The 19,474-nt window shown below is 68.2% G+C and carries 22 protein-coding genes; 10 read left to right on the top strand and 12 right to left on the bottom strand.

The features are described from left to right. Window positions 1–19 precede the first annotated feature (19 nt). Complete coding sequence (gene phaC, locus FB547_RS14185) at window positions 20–1,771, bottom strand: class I poly(R)-hydroxyalkanoic acid synthase (protein WP_145743246.1); 1,752 nt, start codon at window positions 1,769–1,771, stop codon at window positions 20–22. A 113-nt stretch (window positions 1,772–1,884) separates the two neighbouring features. Here phaC and FB547_RS14180 point away from each other — a divergent pair, with 113 nt between their 5' ends. Beyond that, window positions 1,885–2,208 (top strand): hypothetical protein, encoded by a 324-nt coding sequence (locus tag FB547_RS14180; RefSeq protein ID WP_145743244.1) that lies wholly within the window; start codon window positions 1,885–1,887, stop codon window positions 2,206–2,208. On the opposite strand, the gene pgeF is transcribed toward FB547_RS14180, so the two are convergent. Both pgeF and maiA read right to left on the bottom strand, forming a co-directional pair. Then, the gene (gene pgeF, locus FB547_RS14175; RefSeq protein WP_145743242.1) at window positions 2,140–2,907 is read right to left on the bottom strand and encodes a peptidoglycan editing factor PgeF; all 768 of its coding nucleotides are present in this window, start codon (window positions 2,905–2,907) and stop codon (window positions 2,140–2,142) included. The two genes, FB547_RS14180 and pgeF, sit on opposite strands and share 69 nt — an antisense overlap. A 14-nt stretch (window positions 2,908–2,921) precedes the next feature. Further along, entirely contained in the window at window positions 2,922–3,560 is a 639-nt protein-coding gene (maiA, locus tag FB547_RS14170) for a maleylacetoacetate isomerase (protein WP_145743845.1), read from the bottom strand. A 90-nt stretch (window positions 3,561–3,650) separates the two neighbouring features. On the opposite strand from maiA, the gene FB547_RS14165 reads away from it, so the two are divergent. The 4 genes from FB547_RS14165 to FB547_RS14150 all read left to right on the top strand — a co-directional run bounded on the left by FB547_RS14165 (window position 3,651) and on the right by FB547_RS14150 (window position 6,040). Further along, the gene (locus tag FB547_RS14165; protein WP_145743240.1) at window positions 3,651–4,352 is read left to right on the top strand and encodes a fumarylacetoacetate hydrolase family protein; all 702 of its coding nucleotides are present in this window, start codon (window positions 3,651–3,653) and stop codon (window positions 4,350–4,352) included. A 19-nt stretch (window positions 4,353–4,371) separates the two neighbouring features. Further along, window positions 4,372–4,923 carry an NUDIX hydrolase gene (locus FB547_RS14160; RefSeq protein WP_055804497.1) on the top strand — a complete coding sequence of 184 codons (552 nt, stop codon included), beginning with the start codon at window positions 4,372–4,374 and terminating at the stop codon, window positions 4,921–4,923. A 10-nt stretch (window positions 4,924–4,933) separates the two neighbouring features. After that, entirely contained in the window at window positions 4,934–5,440 is a 507-nt protein-coding gene (locus FB547_RS14155) for a CreA family protein (RefSeq protein ID WP_145743238.1), read from the top strand. 96 nt (window positions 5,441–5,536) lie between these two features. Next, on the top strand, window positions 5,537–6,040 hold the full coding sequence (locus FB547_RS14150; protein WP_145743236.1) for a murein hydrolase activator EnvC family protein: 504 nt from the start codon (window positions 5,537–5,539) through the stop codon (window positions 6,038–6,040). Window positions 6,041–6,067: 27 nt separating this feature from the next. Here FB547_RS14150 and FB547_RS14145 read toward each other — a convergent pair whose 3' ends face one another. After that, a complete protein-coding gene (locus tag FB547_RS14145; protein WP_145743234.1) occupies window positions 6,068–7,720 on the bottom strand; it encodes a phospholipase D family protein in 1,653 nt (550 codons plus the stop codon). Between the two features lie 191 nt (window positions 7,721–7,911). Between FB547_RS14145 and FB547_RS14140 the strand changes: the two genes are divergently transcribed. Both FB547_RS14140 and FB547_RS14135 read left to right on the top strand, forming a co-directional pair. Then, a complete protein-coding gene (locus FB547_RS14140) occupies window positions 7,912–9,336 on the top strand; it encodes a homospermidine synthase (protein ID WP_145743233.1) in 1,425 nt (474 codons plus the stop codon). Next, on the top strand, window positions 9,337–10,650 hold the full coding sequence (locus FB547_RS14135; protein WP_145743231.1) for an NAD(P)/FAD-dependent oxidoreductase: 1,314 nt from the start codon (window positions 9,337–9,339) through the stop codon (window positions 10,648–10,650). Here FB547_RS14135 and FB547_RS14130 read toward each other — a convergent pair. From FB547_RS14130 to FB547_RS14100, 7 genes are all read right to left on the bottom strand, one after another. Beyond that, window positions 10,647–13,070, bottom strand: a complete 2,424-nt coding sequence (locus FB547_RS14130; protein WP_145743229.1) for a catalase — start codon at window positions 13,068–13,070, stop codon at window positions 10,647–10,649. The genes FB547_RS14135 and FB547_RS14130 overlap by 4 nt on opposite strands. Window positions 13,071–13,163: 93 nt before the next feature. Then, window positions 13,164–13,355, bottom strand: a complete 192-nt coding sequence (locus FB547_RS14125; RefSeq protein ID WP_145743227.1) for an aminoglycoside phosphotransferase — start codon at window positions 13,353–13,355, stop codon at window positions 13,164–13,166. Between the two features lie 21 nt (window positions 13,356–13,376). Beyond that, a complete protein-coding gene (locus tag FB547_RS14120; protein ID WP_145743225.1) occupies window positions 13,377–13,985 on the bottom strand; it encodes a hemerythrin domain-containing protein in 609 nt (202 codons plus the stop codon). A 133-nt stretch (window positions 13,986–14,118) separates the two neighbouring features. Further along, window positions 14,119–14,613, bottom strand: coding sequence for a hemerythrin domain-containing protein (locus FB547_RS14115; protein WP_145743223.1), 495 nt, complete (start codon window positions 14,611–14,613; stop codon window positions 14,119–14,121). A gap of 95 nt (window positions 14,614–14,708) precedes the next feature. Then, window positions 14,709–15,212: a hypothetical protein gene (locus FB547_RS14110; protein WP_145743221.1), complete on the bottom strand. Its 504-nt coding sequence runs from the start codon at window positions 15,210–15,212 to the stop codon at window positions 14,709–14,711. Window positions 15,213–15,227: 15 nt separating this feature from the next. Continuing rightward, window positions 15,228–16,007, bottom strand: a complete 780-nt coding sequence (locus tag FB547_RS14105; RefSeq protein ID WP_145743219.1) for an alpha/beta hydrolase family protein — start codon at window positions 16,005–16,007, stop codon at window positions 15,228–15,230. After that, window positions 15,988–17,127, bottom strand: a complete 1,140-nt coding sequence (locus FB547_RS14100; RefSeq protein ID WP_261380282.1) for a DUF3182 family protein — start codon at window positions 17,125–17,127, stop codon at window positions 15,988–15,990. The genes FB547_RS14105 and FB547_RS14100 overlap by 20 nt, the downstream gene beginning before the upstream one ends. A gap of 408 nt (window positions 17,128–17,535) precedes the next feature. On the opposite strand from FB547_RS14100, the gene FB547_RS14095 reads away from it, so the two are divergent. From FB547_RS14095 to FB547_RS14085, 3 genes are all read left to right on the top strand, one after another. Continuing rightward, a complete protein-coding gene (locus tag FB547_RS14095; protein WP_145743216.1) occupies window positions 17,536–17,736 on the top strand; it encodes a hypothetical protein in 201 nt (66 codons plus the stop codon). A gap of 107 nt (window positions 17,737–17,843) precedes the next feature. Then, on the top strand, window positions 17,844–18,452 hold the full coding sequence (locus tag FB547_RS14090) for an isochorismatase family cysteine hydrolase (protein WP_145743214.1): 609 nt from the start codon (window positions 17,844–17,846) through the stop codon (window positions 18,450–18,452). Window positions 18,453–18,474: 22 nt separating this feature from the next. After that, window positions 18,475–18,867, top strand: a complete 393-nt coding sequence (locus tag FB547_RS14085) for a VOC family protein (protein WP_145743212.1) — start codon at window positions 18,475–18,477, stop codon at window positions 18,865–18,867. 78 nt (window positions 18,868–18,945) lie between these two features. Here FB547_RS14085 and FB547_RS14080 read toward each other — a convergent pair whose 3' ends face one another. Beyond that, window positions 18,946–19,260, bottom strand: coding sequence for a plasmid stabilization protein (locus FB547_RS14080; protein WP_145743210.1), 315 nt, complete (start codon window positions 19,258–19,260; stop codon window positions 18,946–18,948). Window positions 19,261–19,474 lie beyond the last annotated feature (214 nt).

Raw genomic sequence — 19,474 nt, 5'->3', positions numbered from 1 at the left:
GGTTGTGAAGGATCGGGGATCAGGCTCTTGCCTTGACGTAGCGTCCGGGCGCCGGCTCGATCGCCTTGTAGGCCTTGCCGTTGCCGTAGGCCTTGGGCGCCAAAACCTGCTTGCCCGCATGGCCCTTGAGCCATTGGGCCCAGTCGGTCCACCAGCTGCCGGGGTGCTCGGTGGCGCCGGCCAGCCATTCGGCATGGGTCTTGGGGAACTTGCCGTCTTCGCGTATCCAGTGGCTGCGCTTTTTCTTGGCGGGCGGGTTGATCACGCCTGCGATGTGGCCGGAGGCGCCCATGACGAAGCGCTTCTTGCCCGGCAGCAGCTGCGTGGACGCATAGGCGCCGCCGATCGGCACGATGTGGTCTTCGCGCGAGCCGTAGATGTAGGCCGGGATGTCGATCTTGCCGAGGTCGATTTTCTCGCCGCAGACCGTGAGCGCATTGGGCTTGGCGAGCTTGTTCTCGTGGTACGTGTTGCGCAGGTACCAGGCATAGAACGGGCCCGGCAGGTTGGTGGCGTCGCTGTTCCAGTAGAGCAGGTCGAAGGGCGGCGGGGTTTCGCCCTTCAGGTAGTTGCCGACCACGTAGTTCCAGACCAGGTCGTTGGGCCGCAGGAAGCTGAAGGTCGAGGCCAGGTCCATGCCGGGCAGCAGGCCGCCCTTGCCCAGCTGCATTTCGCGGTACGCCACCATCGCCTCGTCGACGAAGATGTCGAGGATGCCGGTGTCGCTGAAGTCGAGGAAGGTGGTGAGCAGCGTGACCGAGGCGGCCGGCTTTTCGCCGCGCGCCGCGAGCACGGCCAGCGCGGTGCTCAGGATGGTGCCGCCCACGCAGAAGCCCAGCGCGTTGATCTGCTTGCTGCCGCCGATCTCCTGCACGAGGTGGATCGCCTTGATGGCGGCGTTCTCGATGTAGTCGTCCCAGGTGGCGTTGGCCAGCGACTCGTCGGGGTTGCGCCAGCTCACCACGAACACGCGGTGGCCCTGCTCGTTGGCATAGCGGATCAGCGAGTTTTCGGGCTGCAGGTCGAGGATGTAGAACTTGTTGATGCACGGCGGCACCAGCAGGAACGGCCGCTCGTACACCTTGGCCGTGAGCGGCTTGTATTCGAGCAGCTGGAACAGCTCGTTCTCGAACACCACGGCGCCCTCGGTGGTGGCCACGTTGCGCCCCACTTCGAAGGCGCTTTCGTCGGTCATGCTGAGGTGGCCCTGCTTCATGTCGTGCAGCAGGTTCTGGATGCCCTTGGCGATGCTCTCGCCCTGCGTGTCGATGGCCTTTTTCTGTGCCTCGGCATTGAAGGCGAGCGAATTGCTGGGCGACGCCGCCGCCATCCACTGCTCGACCGCGAAGCGCATGCGCGCCTTGGTCTTTTCGTCGGCGTCGATGGCCTCGGCCATGCTGAGCAGGGTGCGGCCGTTGAGCAGGTAGACGGCCGCGGAGAAGGCCGCGAGCGGATTGCTGCCCCAGGCTTCGCCGGCGAAGCGCCTGTCGCCCTCGGGCCTGGCATCGAGGCCGCGGCGCCAGAGCTCGGTGGCTTCGGCCATGTATTGCTGCTGGATCGCTTGCAGCTTCTCGGGCGCAATGGAGACTTTGGGCAATTCAGGCAGCTTCGCCCCCGGCGGCAATTGCCACAGCGGCGTGCCGCCGCCGTTGAAGGCCGAGGCCCCCTGTACGGCGGACTGCTGGAGCGATTCCAGCGCCTGGGTCCATCCCTCTGAAAGAGCCTGCTGGAAGGGCGCGAACGCATCGGCCCCCGTGGCTTGTTGCTTCATCATGTCTCCTGGTCCTCGCCTGAATCGGTACGGATGGCTTGCGTATTTTGAGTATCCTGCATTTCGCAAGGCGCCCACAACGCTCCCCGCTCACTTACCGACTGAAACTTCTTGTGTTTATCCACCTGATCGTGATTGGCTGGCTCTACGTCGCCCTGATGATGGCCGTGGCCGAAGCCACCAACACCACGGGCACCGTATTGGGTGCCATCTTCACATTTCTTTTGTACGGATTGGCGCCTGTCGCACTGGTGGTTTACCTGATGGGCACCCCCGGGCGGCGCCGCGCGATCAGGCAGCGCGAGGAAAAGGCGCAGGAAGAAGCGCGCCGCGCCGCAAGCGAGGCGGCCGCGGCGGCAGGCACGGACTCAGACCTTCCAGACCAGCGCGGCGAAGCGCCCGCTGACGCCGTCCCGCCGGTGCGAAAAGAACCGTGACGGGTTGGCGACGGTGCACCACGCGTCGCTGCCGTCGTTGCCGTGCACCGACGCCACGCCGGCCGCGCCGAGGCGCTGGCGCGCGAGCGCGGGAAGATCGGCCAGCCATTTGCCGGGGGCCGGCGCGGGCCGGAAGCAGCGTGCGGCCTCGCTCGCATGCGCCTCGAACGCGGCCTTGACCTCGGGCCCGACCTCGAAGGCCCGGGGGCCGATGCAGGGGCCGAGCCAGGCCATGACCTTGCCGGCCGCCTGCGCGGGCTCGAAGCAGCGGACCGCCGCCTCGAGCACGCCGCCGGCCAGGCCGCGCCAGCCGGCGTGCGCGGCTGCCACCCGCTGGCCCGATTCGTCGGTGAAGAGCACGGGCAGGCAGTCGGCCACCATGATCGTGCATGCCACGCCGACGGCCGTGGCGGTGCAGGCGTCGGCCGGCGTGCCATCGCCCACGATGCCGGCTTCGGCATCGAGCGCCACGAGTCCTGTGCCGTGCACCTGCTGCAGGAAGACCGGGCGCGCGCCGCCGATGGCCTGCGCCAGGCGATGGCGGTTTTCGGCAACGTGGGCGGCCAGGTCGCCCACGTGGTCGCCAAGGTTGAGGCTCTGGTAGCGGCCCTGCGAAACACCGCCGTGGCGCGTGGTGCACACGGCCCGCACGTTGGGCGGCGCCGGCCAGCGAGGCACGAGCCATTGCGCGTCTTCCATGGCGGCGGGCTCGCTCAGGCTTCCGCGTCGGGGCACTGCGAAGGCTGGGCGCGCTGGAAGGCGTCGAGCTCCATGCAGGCCTCGAAGGCGGCCATGGTGCGCGGCAGACCGCTGAAGTCGCAGTCGAAGCGGCGGCCGTTGAAGATCTGCGGCACCAGGCAGCAGTCGGCCAGCGTGGGCGTGTCGCCATAGCAGAAGCGGCCGCCTGGATGCTGGGCGAGCTGGCGCTCGAAGGCCAGCATGCCTTCGCGCACCCAGTGGCGGTACCAGGCGTTCTTGGCCTCGTCGTCGAGCTTGAGTTCCTTCACCAGGTACTTGAGCACGCGCAGGTTGTTGAGCGGATGGATCTCGCAGGCGATGGAGTCCGCGAGTGCGCGCACATGGGCGCGGCCCACCGGATCGTGCGGCAGCAGCGCCGGCTCGGGATAGGTCTCGTCCAGGTATTCGATGATGGCCATCGACTGCGAGAAGCGCTCGCCCTCGTCTTCGAGCAGCGGCACCAGCATGTCGGCCGAAATGGCCGAGAACGGTCCCGTGCGGTGCTCGCCGCGGGCGATGTGCACCGGGATGTAGTCGAACTCCAGGCCCTTCAGGTGGAGCGCGATGCGCACGCGGAACGAGGCGGACGATCGGAAGTAGTTGTGCAGCTTCATCATCCCGCAAGCATAGCGCCGCACCGGCAGCCCGCGCCTGCCTCTGGCACACTGCCGTTTTTCTCCGTTCCGCTGAAAAGGACAGACGCAATGGCTTCCGAGTTTGTTTTCGCCCCGCCCGCGACCGTTTCGGTCCCCGTGGTCGGCCAGGCCGCCCGTTTTCCGGTGCACCGCATCTACTGCGTGGGCCGCAACTACGAGGATCACGCCAAGGAAATGGGTTTTACCGGCCGCGAACCGCCTTTCTTCTTCATGAAGCCGGCCGACGCGCTGGTGGTGGTCGATGCGGGCCAGACCGGCACCATGGCCTACCCCACGCTCACGAAGAACCTGCACCACGAGATCGAGCTCGTGGTGGCCATCGGCACCGGCGGCAAGAACATTGCGGCGGCCGATGCGCACAAGCACATCTACGGCTATGCGGTGGGCCTGGACATGACGCGGCGCGACCTGCAGAACGACATGAAGAAGCAGGGCCGCCCCTGGGACATCGGCAAGGGCTTCGAGCAGAGCGCGCCCATCGGCCCGATCGTGCCGGTGGCCGAGGCAGGCGACGCCGAGAACGCCGAGATCTCGCTGCAGGTGAACGGCACCGACCGCCAGCGCAGCACCGTGAGCAAGCTGATCTGGAACGTGGCCGAAACCATCGAGCACCTGTCGGCCGCATGGGAGCTGCAGCCCGGCGACCTGATCTACAGCGGCACGCCCGAAGGCGTGGCGGCGGTGGTGGCGGGCGACACGCTGGTGGGCGAAGTGGCCGGCCTGCCGAAGCTCACGATCAAGATCGCCTGATGCCGCGGTTTCCCGCTCCATGATCCTGCGCGTCCCCATCAAGCACTGCAAGAACTGCGGCACCGCAGTGGTCTACCGCGTTCCCGACGACGGCGACACCAAGGAGCGCGCCGTCTGCCCGGCCTGCAGCACCATCCACTACGAGAACCCGCTGAACGTGGTGGGCACCATTCCCGTGCTCGGCGACAAGGTGCTGCTGTGCAAGCGCAACATCGAGCCGCGCTGGGGCAAGTGGACGCTGCCCGCGGGCTTCATGGAGCTGGGCGAGACCGCGGCCCAGGGCGCGGCCCGCGAGACCGACGAAGAGGCCGGCGCCCACTACGAGATGCAAGGCCTGTTCGCGGTGATCAGCGTGGTGCGCGTGGGCCAGGTGCACCTGTTCTACCGCGCCCGCCTGCTCGACGACCGCTTCGACCCCGGCCACGAAACCATCGAGGCCCGGCTCTTCACCGAGGAAGAGATTCCCTGGGAAGAGATCGCCTTTCGCACCGTGCGCGAGGCGCTGGAACACTTCTTCGAGGACAGGCGGCGCGGCAGCTTCGACCGCGTGCACGAACTCAGCATCGTTTGAAACAACAGCCATGACCCAGGCCCCCCGCGCTTCCCTCCTCCTTCGCGGCGCCTTCGCGTGTGGCGTGGCGCTGGTGGGCCTTGCGCTGGCCCCGGCCTCGCATGCGGAAACGGTGGGCGACGTGGACACCGCGTTCAAGCTCATCGGCCCCGACCACAAGATCGTGGTGGAGGCCTACGACGACCCCAAGGTCAATGGCGTGACCTGCTACGTCTCGCGCGCCAAGACGGGCGGACTGGCGGGTGCCTTCGGCGTGGCGGAGGACAAGTCAGAAGCCTCCATTGCCTGCCGCCAGGTCGGGCCGGTCAGCATCACCCAACCCCTGCCCAAGCGCGAAGAGGTCTACAGCGAGCGGCTGTCGATCCTGTTCAAGCGGCTGCGCGTGGTGCGCATGGTCGACGCCAGGCGCAACACGCTGGTCTATCTCACGTACTCCGACCTGCTGATCGAAGGTTCGCCGAAGAACAGCGTGACGGCGGTGCCGATCGACCGCGGCACGCCGATCCCGCTCAAGTAGATCCGGGTTCGGCCGAGTTTGCTAGCATGGACGAGGTGGCTCGCCCGGCGCGCCGACCGCGGGAACCCTCAGCAACGAATTCGTTCCAAAAGAGCCATGCACCTCCAGACTTTTGCCTTTCGTACCGGCGCCGCGCTCCTGCTGGCCGCCGGCCTGGCCGCTTGTACCACGCCGCAGCCGCCGGCGCGGCCCGGCGTGCCCATTCCGCCGCCCGTGCAGCAGCCCCAGGCCATGTTCATCCGGCCCGCCGCCGGCACCACCATTGCCCGCTTCGACGGCGTGCGCAACAAGGGCCTTGACATTGCCGGCAACCTGGGCGATCCCATCGTGGCCTCGGCGGACGGCCGCGTGGTGTACGTGGGCGGCGAGCTGCGCAGCTACGGCAACATGGTCATCATCAAGCACAATGAGACCTTTCTTACCGCCTACGCCCATGCGCAGACCATCCTCGTGAAGGAAAACGCGGTGGTCCGGCAAGGCCAGAAGATCGCCGAAATGGGCAAGAGCGAAACCGACCGCGTGAAGCTGCATTTCGAGATCCGCAAGAACGGCACCGCCGTCGACCCCGAGCCCTACTTGAGCGGTCGCCTGCAGCAATAGCACCTGCGCGGGCCGCCGGCGCGCGGCCTACAGCAGGCTCTCGGGCACCAGCGGCGCGAATAGCTCCAGCTTCCAGCGCGACCAGAAATCCGTTTCCGGCTCCACATGCAGGATGGTGTCGGCGCCGTCGCCCGTCGCCGGGCTCACCCATTCGATGCCGCCGCGCGGCCCCAGCTGCAGCTGGTAGGCACCGTCCAGCCGGATGAAGCCGATCAGGCTGGTGAGCTGCTGGGCAATCTGCGGGCTGAAGATGAACAGGCCGATCTCGGTGTTGTGCAGCATCGAGCGCGGATCGAAATTCATCGAGCCGATGAACACCATGCTGCGGTCGACCACGGCCGACTTTCCATGCAGCCGTCCGCTCGCGGAGCCGTAGATGCCGAAGCGCCTGGTCTGCTCGACGCGCTTGGGACTCAGCTCGTAGAGCTCCACGCCCAGGCCCAGCATCTCGGGCCGGTAGCGGCGGTAGCCGATGTGCACCAGCGATTCGTCCGTGGCGGCCAGCGAATTGGTGACGATGGTGTAGCTCACGCCCCGCTGCCGCACGAGGCGGATCGTCTCCATGCCGCCGCGGCCCGGAATCAGGTAGGGCGTGGTCTGCAGGATCTCCTGTTGCGCGCCGCGCAGGTAGCGCCGCACGTTGTAGAGCACGCTGTCGGTCGATTCGTCGGCCGGCAGTCCGCGGGCTTCCGGGGGCCCCAGTGCCTTGGCGGGCGCGTCGGCATAGGCTTCGGCGCGCGCCCAGACGAGCGACAGTGCGCCCTCGCCCAGGTCCTTGCCGAGCGCATTGTTGCCCAGCAGGTCGGTGGAGGTCAGCGGATCGGGATGCAGCGTGTCCGGCCCGGCGGTCATCTGCTCGAAGCCCTCGCGCAGCTGCTGCGGCGTGGCCCCGCCATTGGAGACCAGCGACTCGATCGGATAGACGTACGGGCTGTTCCAGTACATGTCGAACAGCGACGACAGCCGCGGCACGACCGTGCCGGCCACCAGCGTATCGATGTCGATGAAGTTGGAGCCGCCATCGCGCAGGAAGTATTCGTTGGCGATGTTGCGCCCGCCCATGACCGCCATCGAGTTGTCCACCACGAACAGCTTGTTGTGCATGCGCCGGTGCACGCGGTCGAAGTCGAGCAGCGACGCCGCCCAGCGCGTGCCCAGCAGGCCGCGGCCGGCCGGAAACGGATTGAAGAAGCGCACCTCCACGTTCGGATGCGCCGCGAAGCCCGCGAACAGCGGATCGGCGCCCGCGGTGTAGAGGTCGTCCACCAGCAGGCGCACGCGCACGCCACGCTCGGCCGCGTCGCGCAGCGTGCGCAGCAGGTAGCGGCCGGTTTCGTCGTTCTGCACCAGGTAGTACTGCACGTCGATCGAGCGCTGGGCGCGGCGCGCGAGCTCGACGCGCGCATGCAGCGAATACTGCGGCATCGGCAGCAGACGGAAGCCGCTCAGCCCCTGCCCCGGCGGCGAGGCCGCCGCCACCAAGCGCCCGAGCATGGTGTCGGCGCCATCGGTGATGGCCACCGATGGCTTGCGCTCCACGCCGGCCGGCAGCCCCGCGCAGCCGCCCATGAACAGCAGGGCCAGGCCGAGCAGCAGCAGCCAGGACACGCGCCCCAGGCGGGAGCCGGGGCCGGCCGGCATGACGTGATGTCGTGGATTGAAGGAAAAGTCTTCTGCCATCGGTTCGATGCAATGCGCGACGTGCGCAGGGTGGCCGGTTTCTACCACGGCTCCGGGCGAAAACTCCGCTCATGGAGTCCTCCTACACCATCGGCAAAGGCAAGCTGACGCATCCGCGGGCGCAGGCGCGCCACATTCCCGCGAGGAACCGACGAGGCCGGCCCGTCCGGCGCGACTCAGAGAGGTGACGGATGACGAAGAAGAATGAACCGCTGGCTCGCCTGGACGGCAGGCTCACGATGATCGGCTTCGGCTCCATCGGCCAGGCGCTGCTGCCTTTGCTGTTCCGCCATTTCGCACTCAAGCCAGCCGACGTCAGGATCGTGAAGCCGGGCGAGGACCGCAGCGGCCTGGCGAGGGAGCTGGGTGTCCAGGTCATTCCGGTGCGGCTCGAGGAAGGCAACTTCGCCGCCGTGCTGGAACCCCTGGTGGACAAGGGCGACTTCCTGGTCAACCTCTCGGTCGAGGTGTCGAGCCTGGCGCTCATCAAGCTCTGCCGCGAACGCGGCGCGCTCTACCTGGACACCTGCAACGAGCCCTGGGGAGGCCGCTACGACGATCCCGGCCTTCCGCCTTCGCGCCGCTCGAACTACAGCCTGCGCGAGGAGGTGCTAGCCTGGCGCCTCGACAAGCGCGGCGGGCCGACGGCGGTGATCACGCAGGGTGCGAACCCGGGACTGGTCTCGGCGCTGCTCAAGCAGGCACTGCTGAACATCGCGGCCGACACGCATGCCGAACTCGAAGCCATGCCCGCGAGCTACGAAGACTGGGCGGCGCTCGCACAGCAGCTCGGCATCAAGGTGGTACACATCGCCGAACGCGACACCCAGGTTGCGAAACAGCGAAAGCAACGCGGCGAATTCGTCAACACCTGGTCGGTGCAGGGCTTCGTCGACGAGGGCTTGCAGCCCGCCGAGCTGGGCTGGGGAACGCACGAGCGGCACTGGCCGGCCGATGCCGCGCGGCACGGCTTCGGCAGCGACGCGGCCATCTACCTGGAGCGCCCCGGTGTCGGCACGCGGGTGCGCAGCTGGACGCCGCTGGAGGGCCCGTACCACGGCTTCCTGGTGACGCATGCCGAATCGATTTCCATTGCCGACCACCTGACGCTGCGCAAGGACGGCGAGGTGGTGTACCGCCCCACGGTGCACTATGCCTACCACCCCTGCGACGATGCCGTGCTCTCCCTGCACGAGATGGCGGGAAAGAACTGGCGGCTGCAGCACCGCCAGAGGATCGTGCGCGACGAGATCGTCGAAGGCATGGACGAACTCGGCGTGCTGCTGATGGGCAATCCCAAGGGGGCCTACTGGTACGGTTCGCGGCTCACCATCGAGCAGGCGCGCGAACTGGCGCCCGCCAACAGCGCCACCAGCCTGCAGGTGGTGGCCGGCATCCTGGGCGGGATGTCGTGGGCGCTGCGCCATCCCGATGCCGGCCTGGTGGAGCCGGACGACCTGGATCACCGCGTGGTGCTGGAAGCCGCCATGCCCTACCTCGGCGAAGTGGCGGGCGTGTATGGCGACTGGACGCCGCTGAAGGACCGCAGCCCGCTCTTCAACGAGGAGAAGGACGAAGACGACCCCTGGCAGTTCATCAACTTCCGGGTGGCCTGATTGCTGCTGCGCAAAGAACTCGGCGTCGTCGAGAACTCCTACTACGAAGCCAGCGTGCAGCGGGCGGCGCGCTTCGAGCCTGCGCGCCCGCTCGAAGGCATTGCCACCGCCGATGTCTGCGTGGTGGGCGGCGGGCTCGCGGGGCTGTCGGCCGCGCTCGAGCTCGCCTTGCGCGGCTACGCGGTGGTGCTGCTCGAGGCGCAGCGCGTGGGCTGGGGCGCCTCGGGCCGCAACGGCGGCCAGGTGATCGTGGGCTTCGGCGCCGACGGCGAAGAGGCCCTCGAAAAGCAGTTCACGCCCGAGGACGCGCACCGCGCCTGGAACATCTCGGTCGAGGGCCTGGACCTGCTGCAGGACCGCATCGCGAGCCACGCGATCGACTGCGACTGGCAGGCCGGCTACCTGAACCTGTCGGTCAAGCCCGCAAAGTCGCGCGCGCTGCGCGAATGGATGGAGCACGTGGGCCGCGTGCACGGCTATCCGCTCCAGTGGCTCGGCCCCGGCGAGGTGGCGCAGTGGGTGGACAGCAAGCGCTTTGACGGCGGCACCTTCGATGCCCGCTCGGGCCATCTGCATCCGCTGAAGTATTCGCTGGGCCTCGCCTCCGCGGCGCGCGCGGCCGGCGCGCAGCTGCACGAGAACTCGGCCGCGCAGGTGATCGAGCGCGGCGCGCGGCCCGTCGTCAAGACCGCGCAGGGCGAGGTGCGCTGCAGCTTCGTGGTGCTGGCGGGCAACGTCTACCTGGCGGAGTACGGCGACGACGTGGCGCCCGAGGTGTCGTCTCGCATCATGCCCGTGGGCACCTACATGATCGCGACCGAGCCGATGGAGCCGGCGCGCGCCGATGCGCTCATGCGCGGCAGGCCGGCCGCGTCGGACACGAACTTCGTGCTCGACTACTTCCGGCTGAGCGCCGACCACCGGCTGCTGTTCGGCTCGGGCGACAGCTACAGCGCGCGGACGCCGCGCAACCTCATCGAGAAGATCCGCAAGAGCATGCTCGCGGTGTTTCCGCAGCTTGCCGACCTGGGCATCGACCATGCCTGGGGCGGCTTCGTCGACATCACGATGAACAAGGCCCCCGACTTCGGGCGCATCGGAACCAACATCTACTACCTGCAGGGCTTCTCGGGCCACGGCCTGGCGCTCACGGGCATGGCAGGCAAGCTGGCGGCCGAGGCCATCGCGGGCCAGGCGGAACGCTTCGACCTGTTCGCGCGCATCGGCCACCACGCCTTTCCGGGCGGCACCCTGCTGCGCACACCCGCGCTGGTGCTGGGGATGATGTACTACCGGCTGCGGGACTTCCTCTAGGCGGCGTCCACCACCAGCGCCCCGATCTCGCGCGCCGGATGCCGGTGCTTCGCGAGCGCCGCGACGAAGGCCTCGATGGTGGATTCGAAATTCTCCGCCGCCCCGCGCAGCACGCCCGGGTCCGCGTCGCCCGACGGCAGGGTCTCGGGAATCTTCGCTTCGGCCAGCAGCGTTGCCGAGGCCCCGAGCGCGAGAATGGTCTTGCCGTGCTGGAACTGGTCCTTGATGAACTGCTCGGTGTAGGCATTGGCGGAGAGAAGCTCCACGCCTTCGGCGCCATCGGGCAGCACGAGCGCATCGAACAGGAAGCCGGGTTCGTTTTCCATCGAGGCGTCGGCTTCCATCGTCTCGCCTTCGGCCGTACGGAACGGTCCGATGCGCGGCCCCACCAGGCGACCCACGGCGCCTTCGGCCAGCAGCGCCGCCTGGAGGGCCGCGATCTGCTCGCCCTGCACGCCGTCAGCCACCAGCAGCGCCACCTTGCGCGTGCGCACGGAACCATCGCCGGGCCGCGCCGTCAGCGACAGTGCATGCGAATGCGTCACCTCCGGCTTGGCAGGCTGCGCGAGCGCCCGCGGCAGCGCGGGCGGCACCGGGATGCCCAGGCCGTCGGCCACCTGCTGCGCGAGCAGCGGCGATGCATTGACGAGGCTCGCCACCATGCGCTCACGCACCGCAGGCACGGTGCACTTCGAGAGTTCGAAGCGGAACGCCGCCGCGATGTGGGCCTGCTCGGTGGGCGTCTGGCTTTCGAAGAAGAGCGTGGCCTGCGTGTAGTGGTCGGCAAACTTCTCGGGCTTGCCGCGCACCTTGTCCTGCTCCACGCGCTGCGGAAAAGTCATGAAGCCGGCCGAAGCCCCGGCCTGGAACGGGCAGCCGCCGCCCAACGAGTTGGGCTCGTAGGCCGCGCGCCCGCGGTGGATGGCCTGGCGGTGCATGCCGTCGCGCTGGTTGTTGTGCACCTGCGCCATCGGCGCGTTGATCGGCAGCTCATGGAAGTTCGGCCCGCCCAGCCGCGTGATCTGCGTGTCGACGTACGAGTGGATGCGCCCGGCCAGCAGCGGATCGTTGGTGAAGTCGATGCCCGGCACCACGTGCGCGGCGCAGAAGGCCACCTGCTCGGTCTCGGCAAAGAAATTGTCGGGGTTGCGGTTGAGCACCAGCCGCCCCACGGGCGTGAGCGGCACCAGTTCCTCGGGCACGATCTTGGTGGCATCGAGCACGTCGAAGCTGAAGGCCTCGGCCTCTTCCTCGGTGAAGATCTGCAGGCCGAGCTCCCATTCGGGAAACTCTCCGGCCTCGATGGCTTCCCACAGGTCGCGGCGGTGGAAGTCGGGATCGGCGCCCGAGATCTTCACGGCCTCGTCCCACACCAATGAATGCGTTCCGAGAACCGGCGACCAGTGGAACTTGCAGAACACGGAATCGCCGGCCTCGTTCACGAGACGGAAGGTGTGCACACCGAAGCCCTGCATCATGCGGTAGCTGCGCGGGATGGCGCGATCGGACATCTGCCACATCAGCATGTGCGTCGACTCGGGCATGAGCGAGACGAAGTCCCAGAAGGTGTCGTGCGCGCTCGCGGCCTGCGGCATCTGGTGGTGGGGCTCGGGCTTCACGGCATGGACCAGGTCGGGAAACTTCATGGCGTCCTGGATGAAGAACACGGGCATGTTGTTGCCCACCAGGTCCCAGTTGCCTTCGTCCGTGTAGAACTTGACGGCAAAGCCGCGCACGTCGCGTGCGGTGTCCTTGGAGCCGCGCTCGCCGGCCACGGTGGAAAAGCGCACGAACACGGGCGTGATCTTTCCCCCTTCGCGCAGCGGCGCCGCCTTGGTGAACTGCGGGATGCCTTCGTAGCACTCGAAGTAGCCGTGGGCGCCCGAACCGCGCGCATGCACGATGCGCTCGGGAATGCGCTCGTGGTCGAAGTGGGTGATCTTCTCGCGCAGGATGAAGTCTTCGAGCAGCGCGGGGCCGCGCAGGCCGGCCTTCAGCGAATTCTGGTTGTCCGCGATGGGCACGCCCTGGTTGGTGGTGAGCCGCTGGCCGCCCGAGTCGACGCGCGCCCGGTCCAGCGATTCGATGGTGGCATTCAGGCCCGGCATGGCCATGCCGCCGGCCTTGTCCGAGTTGATCTCTTCGGACAAGGTGCTGGCCGTTGCCGCAGACGACAGCGGCGGCACGGCCTGGCCTGCCTGCGGGCGAAGCGCGTTGTCGTGGCCATGCTCCAGCGGCTTGTTCGCATTGAAGGGCATCGCGGCCGCCAGCGCCTGCGCATGCGCGGCTTTCTGCGAGGGCGGATCGGGCGGCGGGTTGCCCGGCAAATGCGCGGCGCCGCTGTCGGTGTTGCGGGCGGCCGCCGCTGCGCTGGTGGCGGCGCTGTCGGAATCGGGAGGAGGCGTTCTGGAAGGCGACATGAATACTCCGTTCGATGGATGAAGGAAACACGATGGCGCGGACCATCGGCCCGATGAAGTTGTCGGGTGCGTCGCCGGCAAGGCCGGCGGAATTCAGCGCGCTGCGCGCTCGCGTCCCAGCTTGCCCTCGGCCGCCAGCTGGAGCACGCCCTCGGCAAACTTCATGAGCTCTTCCGAGAGCGGCGCGCCCGGCGCGAGAACGCCCACGCGCTCGGCCAGCGCCTGGAACGCAGCGCGCGAGGACTCGGGCGCTGCGGGCAAGGGAATGCGGGTGTCTTCTGGCATGGGGTGGTCTCTCCTGGCGCCTCAGGTGCGCGCGTGATGCGCCGGGTGCCAGCGCAGATGGCCGGAACGCCGTGCGAGCAGCAGCCCGGCCGCAGCCAGCCCGACCACTGCGATCGCGGCCGTGTTGCCGGATGCCGCACGGCCCATGTCGAGCGCGATCTCGCCGGTGCGCGGCCCGGCAAGCTGCAGACGGCGCTTGGTCATCTGCGCGCCGAGCTCGCCGAGCCGGTCGGCCAGCAGCTTCTCGGCGGCCGGCAGAAGGATGGTCTCCTCGTCGGCCACGTGGTGCATCACGTCGCGCATCAGCGCCGAGAGGGTTTCGTCGTAGTCGCGCGCTTCAGGCTCCATGGCGCGAAGCAGGCCGATGAGGCGGCGCATCCCGGAATGCTCCTCGAGCGCCTTGGTGATGCGTTCGTCGTCCTCGCAGACCTTGCGCATCTCGGGATAGAAGATTTCTTCCTCGAGCTGCGCATGGATCTCGAGCGCGGTGCAGATGGTGTTGACCAGCCCTTTCTTCACGCGTGCCGGCGCGCCGGCCTTGTACTGGTGGAAGGTGGAGAGCACGTGCGTGTGGTCGAGGCGAATCATGTTGGTCGCCGTGGGAAAGAGCCGGGAGACGATGTTTGTCATGTGGACCTCCAGGATATGACGCCCCCCGAAGCGCCTTCGGCGCTTCCCCCCACTGGGGGGCGCACCCGGCGGCCCGGCAAAGCCGGTTCCACGGGTGCGCCGGGCTAGGCCGTCGCAGGTTGCGTGCGGCCGGTCAGGCGGCTGCGGTCAGCTCTTCCATGAGCTCTTCCTTGCGCGTGGCGAGCTGCTCGCGCATGGCCATCAGGTCGAGCCCCCTGGCGGCGCGTGCCTTGACGAAGATCTCGTTGCGCTCTTCCTTCACATGGTGGTCGATGTATTCGCCCAGCACGATGACCTTGGCATCGAACTTGTCGTCCACCTCGGTGGCGGCCTCGATCTGCGCGATCAGTTCCTTGGCGCTGGCGTGCTCGACCTCGGCTTCGTCGAGAAGATCGGTTTCGCTGATCGCCTCGCGCACGGCCGGGTAGAAGATTTCTTCCTCGATCCGGGCATGAACGGTCAGCTCGGTACAGATCTGGTTGGCGAGTTCGCGCTTCTTCTGCTGCACGTCGGCAGCGCGCGAATGGGTCAGTTCCTCGTACTCCTTGAACATCTTCTTGACGTTGCGGTGGTCGGTATCGAGAAGGCTGCATGCATCAGGTGCTGCGCGCTTGGTGGAGTTGGGCATCGTGGGCTCCGGTTGGGTTGATGGAAGCCGAACGATGAAAGGGCCGCCGGCGCGGCGGCGTAGGAAAGCTGCCTGAGTGCGCGTAGCAAGGCGCACTACTCGTGCACGGTACGGCGCTGGGCCAGCAGGCATCCGGCCGCCAGGCCCACGGCGAAGAGTCCGTAGACCAGCCCCATCGAGCCTTTGGACAGGTGGTGTTCGAAGCCCGGCCTGAGCCGGTGCGGAGTGATCGTGTAGTCCACCGCGCAGGCCAGCGCAGTGGCGGCGCCGGCGCTCGCGAGCGCCGCGGGAGCCGACTGCGCGGGATGCCGGCTGGCATGCAGCCAGCCATAGATCAGCGCCCAGAAGATGGCGCTCGCATGGTGCGTGGCGTAGCCCAGCGCGGTGTGCTTTAGCGTGGGGACGCGCACATCGAAGGCCTGGTCGCCCCAGAGCCAGTGGCTGGTGGCGTTGGTCGGCGCCACCATGCTGCCGGCCTCGCGGCGGCCGCACAGCATCAGCGCGGCGGTGGAGGCAATGCTTGCAAGCGTTCCCGCGACGAGGCCGGTCCGCAGCGTCGAGCGTTGTCTTTCGCTCAGTGTCAGGGCGAGGGTCTGCATGGGAAACCTGTCTTTCTATGCGGGGCTCGCGGAAACGGGCCGCGTCATGGTGCCGGTCGCCCTAGCACCCAGCGTCATTTCCGTCATCCAGGAGACCAGGAGTTGTCCATAGGCCTGGCGGTGCGCCTGCTTCGACAATGCATGGTCGGCACCGGAGAGGACCCGGTAGGTCGCGGAGCGCACGCGCTTGAAGGCACCCAGGTAGTTCTCGATGACCGGGTGCGGCACGATCTGGTCGTGCTCGGACTCCACGATCAGCACGTCGCCCGTGAATGCCTCGCAGGCCGCGAGCGCCCGGTTGTCACGCGGGCCCACCAGGGTGCGGCGATAGGCCACGAGGTCGGGCCTGCTCAGCTGGCCCTTGGGCGCGAGCCACTCGCGGTCGCGGTAGAGCGCCGGCGCCCGCAGCGCGAGCCAGCGCACCGGCCGCATGGTGCTGACCAGCGCCGCCAGGTAGCCGCCGTAGCTGCTGCCGACGATGGCAATGGCCTGCGGGTCGACGGTCGGATGGCTGATGAGCGTGTCGTAGGCCGCGAGCACGTCGCGCAGGTTGTCCTCGCGCGTGACCTCCTGGCGCAATGAGGCATGGCGCGCATGGCCGCGCAGGTCGAAGGTGAGGCAGACGCAGCCGAGCGCGGCAATCTCGTGCGCGCGCGCGATGTACTGCTCCTGGCTGCCATCCCAGCCATGGACCAGGAGAACGCCGGGCACCATCGTGGAGGCGGCAACCAGCGTTCCGGCGATGTGCTGGCCGTCTACGGATATGTCTATGAAGTTATGTCGTGTCGCTGTCATATGGCTGGAACAATGCGTATTTGGCGAGCGGCCCGATCTGCGAATCGACGCCGCGGTAGTGCACCGTTGCGCCCGCCGGGATCGCCGGCGCCTCACCATACGCCTCGAAGCAGGAGATGCGCACGCGCTCGAGCGCCGGGTCGCGCCAGAAGCATTCGAGCGCGACCATTTCGGCCCCGGTGGCGCCGCCCACGCGCCACGACTGCTCGAGCACGCCCGAGCGCCAGGCGCCGTCCGCGCCCAGCCCCTGCGCCACGTCGTAGTTCACGCGGGAGGCAAAGAAACCCGGGTAGCAGTCGATCACCGCATGGTGGTAGCGCCGCGCCTGGTCGATGGCCAGGCAAAGCGCGGGCGGCGGGCTGGTCATGGCCAGCAGCGCATCGAAGTTGCCGCGCACGAGCGTCAGGTCGGAGCCGCCGTAGACGTTCTGGCCGGTGTTGTCGCGCGTCATCCGCTGGCGGCCGAAGTAGCTCACGATCATCTGGTCGACCAGCACCTGCCCGACGCTGTAGGTCTCCGGCGTGGCGAGGTTTTCTTCGAGCACCACGCCGTGCAGCGCAATCTCGCCCTCGTCCATGGCCCCGAGGCAGCGGTCCAGGGCATCGGCATCGGCGGCCATGGCCTGGCCACGCCCGCCGGTGGCGCACACCGGCTTGATGCGCACCGCGCCGCTTTCCAGCAGGTGGCGCCCGGCCCATCGCGCGTCTTCGAGCGAGAACGCCGAAAAGCCGCCGAGCACCGCATGCGACACGGCAGGGGCGAAGGCCGGCTCCCATCCTTCGGGGCAGACCGCCGCCCTGCCCACCAGCGGATGCGTGATCGCCTTGGTGGCGACGAAGGGGTGCGGAACCACGCCGCCGAACAGGTCGTGCAGCGTCGAGATGCCGAGCGAGCGCGCCAGCTGCGTGCTGGCGATGGTGTCGCTCGGCACGAAGTACAGCGGCGTGTTCTCGTGCGCGCGCGAGGCGTCGTATTCGCCCGCGTAGCGGAACTGCTTCAGCGCCGCGAGCCGCTGCGCGAAATTGCCGCGCGTGGCCCGTTCGTGATCGCTGCCGTAGGCCTGCGGATCCGCGCTCCAGACCACGACGCTGCCGCCGGTGCTCTTGAGGACCGTGTCCACGAGGGCGACTCCCGAGCTGAAAAGTGTGTCCATGGCATGGGCCCGGGCTTAACGGTGCGCCTCCAGGCGGATGCCGGAGGAAGCGCCGGTGACAAGGGCAAGAGGCCGGGTGAAAGCGGATCTGTTCATCGGGAGCACTCCTTGTGAACGGTTGGCTGGGTGCATGGGGGCTATCCGTGCATCTCGATGAGGCCGGCTCCTACAGAAGGCCCTCCTGCACGGGCCTAGCTTGTGGCTTCTTTGCAGCAGCCCCCAAGCGGGCGTCGTCCTCGCAGCAATGGTCGGACAGGTTTCGGCCCGGCGGGGCGGGATAACGCGCGTCGTCGTGAAAGAGGCCTCCTACGCGGCCTGCTAAACCGCCCTTCTTCCGCCGGCGCATACTCCGTTTCGTCACAACCGAGGACGAACATGCCCGCTCCTTCCAACCCGGAGTCCCGTGCGCTCGCCAAGCTGGCCTGGGAGGCCGCCTGGGAACGGCTGGGCAATGCGCTGCAGCCACCAGCCGGCTATCCGCCGGCCACGCCGGAGCAATTGGCCGAATGCTTCGAGGTCGCGCAAGCACGGCTCGATGAGGTGCGCGCGGCCTACGGCGTGCCGCAAGGCCGCTGAGCAGCTGGCCCCGGCCGTCCCCGACCAGCGCGCGTGGCGGCGACTTTCGCCGCCACGCGGGCCTTTCCTACGGCCGCGGCGCCGGCCATTGGGAATGGTGGGGCGCCATGGCGCCTCCCCGCTCCCAATCGCAGCCCCCCGCCCTCGCACCGGCTCCCGCCGCGGGCCACACGGCCCTCCTGATCATCGACATGATCAGCTGCTGGGACTTTCCCGACGCCGAAAAACTGTTGCCCGGCGCGCATGCCATTGCGGGGCGCATCGCGGCGCTGAAGGCACGCTGCACGCGCGCCGGGGTGCCCGCCATCTACGTCAACGACAACCGAGGACGCTGGCGCTCGGACTTTCCCGGGCTGGTGGAACTGTCGCTGGCTTCCGGAGGCGCGGGCGCCGAGATCACCTCGGCGCTGCTGCCCCAGGAAACGGACTACTTCGTGCTCAAGCCCAAGCAGTCCGCCTTCTTCGCGACCCCGCTCGAACCGCTGCTCGCCTACCTGAAGGCCAGGCGGCTGATCGTGACCGGCGTGGCGAGCGACCAGTGCATCTGGGCCACCGTGGCCGACGCGGGCATGCGCGACCTGGAGGCCATTGTTCCGCGCGATTGCGTCGCCTCGCAGACGAGCGCACGCAACCAACGCTTCCTGCGCCAGGCGCAGGAGGCGCTGCGCGTCTCCACCACGCCCGGGCCGCGCATCCGCCTGCCCGTGAAGCGCTGATGCGGCCCGAGGACGACCGTTCATGTTTGCGCATATCCAGCTCGGCGTGCAGGACCTTCCGCGCATGACCGCCTTCTACGACGAAGTGCTGCGCCACTTCGGCATGGTGCGCTTCACCGATCTCGCGCGCGTCGGGCCGGCGGGCGTGCTGTGGCGGCACCCGGGCGCGCGTTGGCCGCAGTTCGTGATCGACCGTCCGTTCAACAGCGAACCGGCCACCGCCGCCAACGGCTCGCAGGTGAGCTTTCTGGCCGCCTCGCGAGAGGCGGTCGATGTCGCCTGGAAAAGTGCCCTGGCCCATGGCGCCACGGACGCAGGCCCGCCCGGCTTGCGGCCGCGCTATGCCGAAGACTTCTACGCCGCCTACTGCCTGGATCCCGAAGGGCACAAGCTGTGCTTCGTGCACACGCCGTAGGCGGGCGGAACCCGCCGCGGGTCATCAGTTCGGGGACATCAGTTCGGAGACGCGCGTCATCGCATGTTTTGCCGGGGATCAGCCGCTGCGCCGCTCGGCGTTGCGCTTGCGCGTGGCCGCAGCCTTCTTCGCCGATGCCGATCGTTCGGCGGCCGTGCGGGACGCCGCCGCGGCGCCGCCCTTGTGGCCGCCGCTGCGCGAGGGCGCGTGGTTTTCCGCCTTGCCGCGTCCGCTGCCGCTCTTCTTGCCGCCGCCGGTCTCCGCATTGACGGTGGCCCAGGCGCGCCTTTCGGCTTCGCCCTTGCCCACGCCGCGATGCTCGTAGCCTTCCTCGATGTGCTCGGCCTTGCGTTTCTGCTTGTCCGTATAGGACGACTTGTCACCTCTTGGCATTGCTTTCTCCTGAAGGGTGAAGGAGCGTTTCATGCTGCGCGCTCCATCCCCCTTGCGGGTCGGAGGACACAGGCCTTGCGCGTGGGAGCAGTCTGGCGGCGGCGCCGCGCGTCGCGCCCGCGCGGGTGTCGTTGTGGGATTGCGCCGACGGTGCCTGAGGCCGGTTGAACGACATCCGCAGCCGCAGCCGGCGCTGAACATCGGGCTGCAGGTG

Origin of the sequence: Variovorax beijingensis, assembly GCF_007828835.1 — a bacterium.
Lineage (GTDB): Bacteria > Pseudomonadota > Gammaproteobacteria > Burkholderiales > Burkholderiaceae_C > Variovorax > Variovorax beijingensis_A.
Note: the sequence above shows the minus strand (reverse complement) of the source record. Positions and strands in the feature narration are given on the sequence as shown.

Coding starts and splice junctions, on each gene's coding strand:
- FB547_RS14145 (WP_145743234.1), bottom strand. CDS start 7,720: ATGGCAGAAGACTTTTCCTTCAATCCACGACATCACGTCATGCCGGCC.
- FB547_RS14160 (WP_055804497.1), top strand. CDS start 4,372: ATGATCCTGCGCGTCCCCATCAAGCACTGCAAGAACTGCGGCACCGCA.
- FB547_RS14155 (WP_145743238.1), top strand. CDS start 4,934: ATGACCCAGGCCCCCCGCGCTTCCCTCCTCCTTCGCGGCGCCTTCGCG.
- FB547_RS14115 (WP_145743223.1), bottom strand. CDS start 14,613: ATGCCCAACTCCACCAAGCGCGCAGCACCTGATGCATGCAGCCTTCTC.
- FB547_RS14125 (WP_145743227.1), bottom strand. CDS start 13,355: ATGCCAGAAGACACCCGCATTCCCTTGCCCGCAGCGCCCGAGTCCTCG.
- FB547_RS14095 (WP_145743216.1), top strand. CDS start 17,536: ATGCCCGCTCCTTCCAACCCGGAGTCCCGTGCGCTCGCCAAGCTGGCC.
- FB547_RS14130 (WP_145743229.1), bottom strand. CDS start 13,070: ATGTCGCCTTCCAGAACGCCTCCTCCCGATTCCGACAGCGCCGCCACC.
- FB547_RS14080 (WP_145743210.1), bottom strand. CDS start 19,260: ATGCCAAGAGGTGACAAGTCGTCCTATACGGACAAGCAGAAACGCAAG.
- FB547_RS14120 (WP_145743225.1), bottom strand. CDS start 13,985: ATGACAAACATCGTCTCCCGGCTCTTTCCCACGGCGACCAACATGATT.
- FB547_RS14110 (WP_145743221.1), bottom strand. CDS start 15,212: ATGCAGACCCTCGCCCTGACACTGAGCGAAAGACAACGCTCGACGCTG.
- FB547_RS14090 (WP_145743214.1), top strand. CDS start 17,844: ATGGCGCCTCCCCGCTCCCAATCGCAGCCCCCCGCCCTCGCACCGGCT.
- FB547_RS14085 (WP_145743212.1), top strand. CDS start 18,475: ATGTTTGCGCATATCCAGCTCGGCGTGCAGGACCTTCCGCGCATGACC.
- FB547_RS14105 (WP_145743219.1), bottom strand. CDS start 16,007: ATGACAGCGACACGACATAACTTCATAGACATATCCGTAGACGGCCAG.
- phaC (WP_145743246.1), bottom strand. CDS start 1,771: ATGAAGCAACAAGCCACGGGGGCCGATGCGTTCGCGCCCTTCCAGCAG.
- FB547_RS14140 (WP_145743233.1), top strand. CDS start 7,912: ATGACGAAGAAGAATGAACCGCTGGCTCGCCTGGACGGCAGGCTCACG.
- maiA (WP_145743845.1), bottom strand. CDS start 3,560: ATGAAGCTGCACAACTACTTCCGATCGTCCGCCTCGTTCCGCGTGCGC.
- FB547_RS14150 (WP_145743236.1), top strand. CDS start 5,537: ATGCACCTCCAGACTTTTGCCTTTCGTACCGGCGCCGCGCTCCTGCTG.
- FB547_RS14165 (WP_145743240.1), top strand. CDS start 3,651: ATGGCTTCCGAGTTTGTTTTCGCCCCGCCCGCGACCGTTTCGGTCCCC.
- pgeF (WP_145743242.1), bottom strand. CDS start 2,907: ATGGAAGACGCGCAATGGCTCGTGCCTCGCTGGCCGGCGCCGCCCAAC.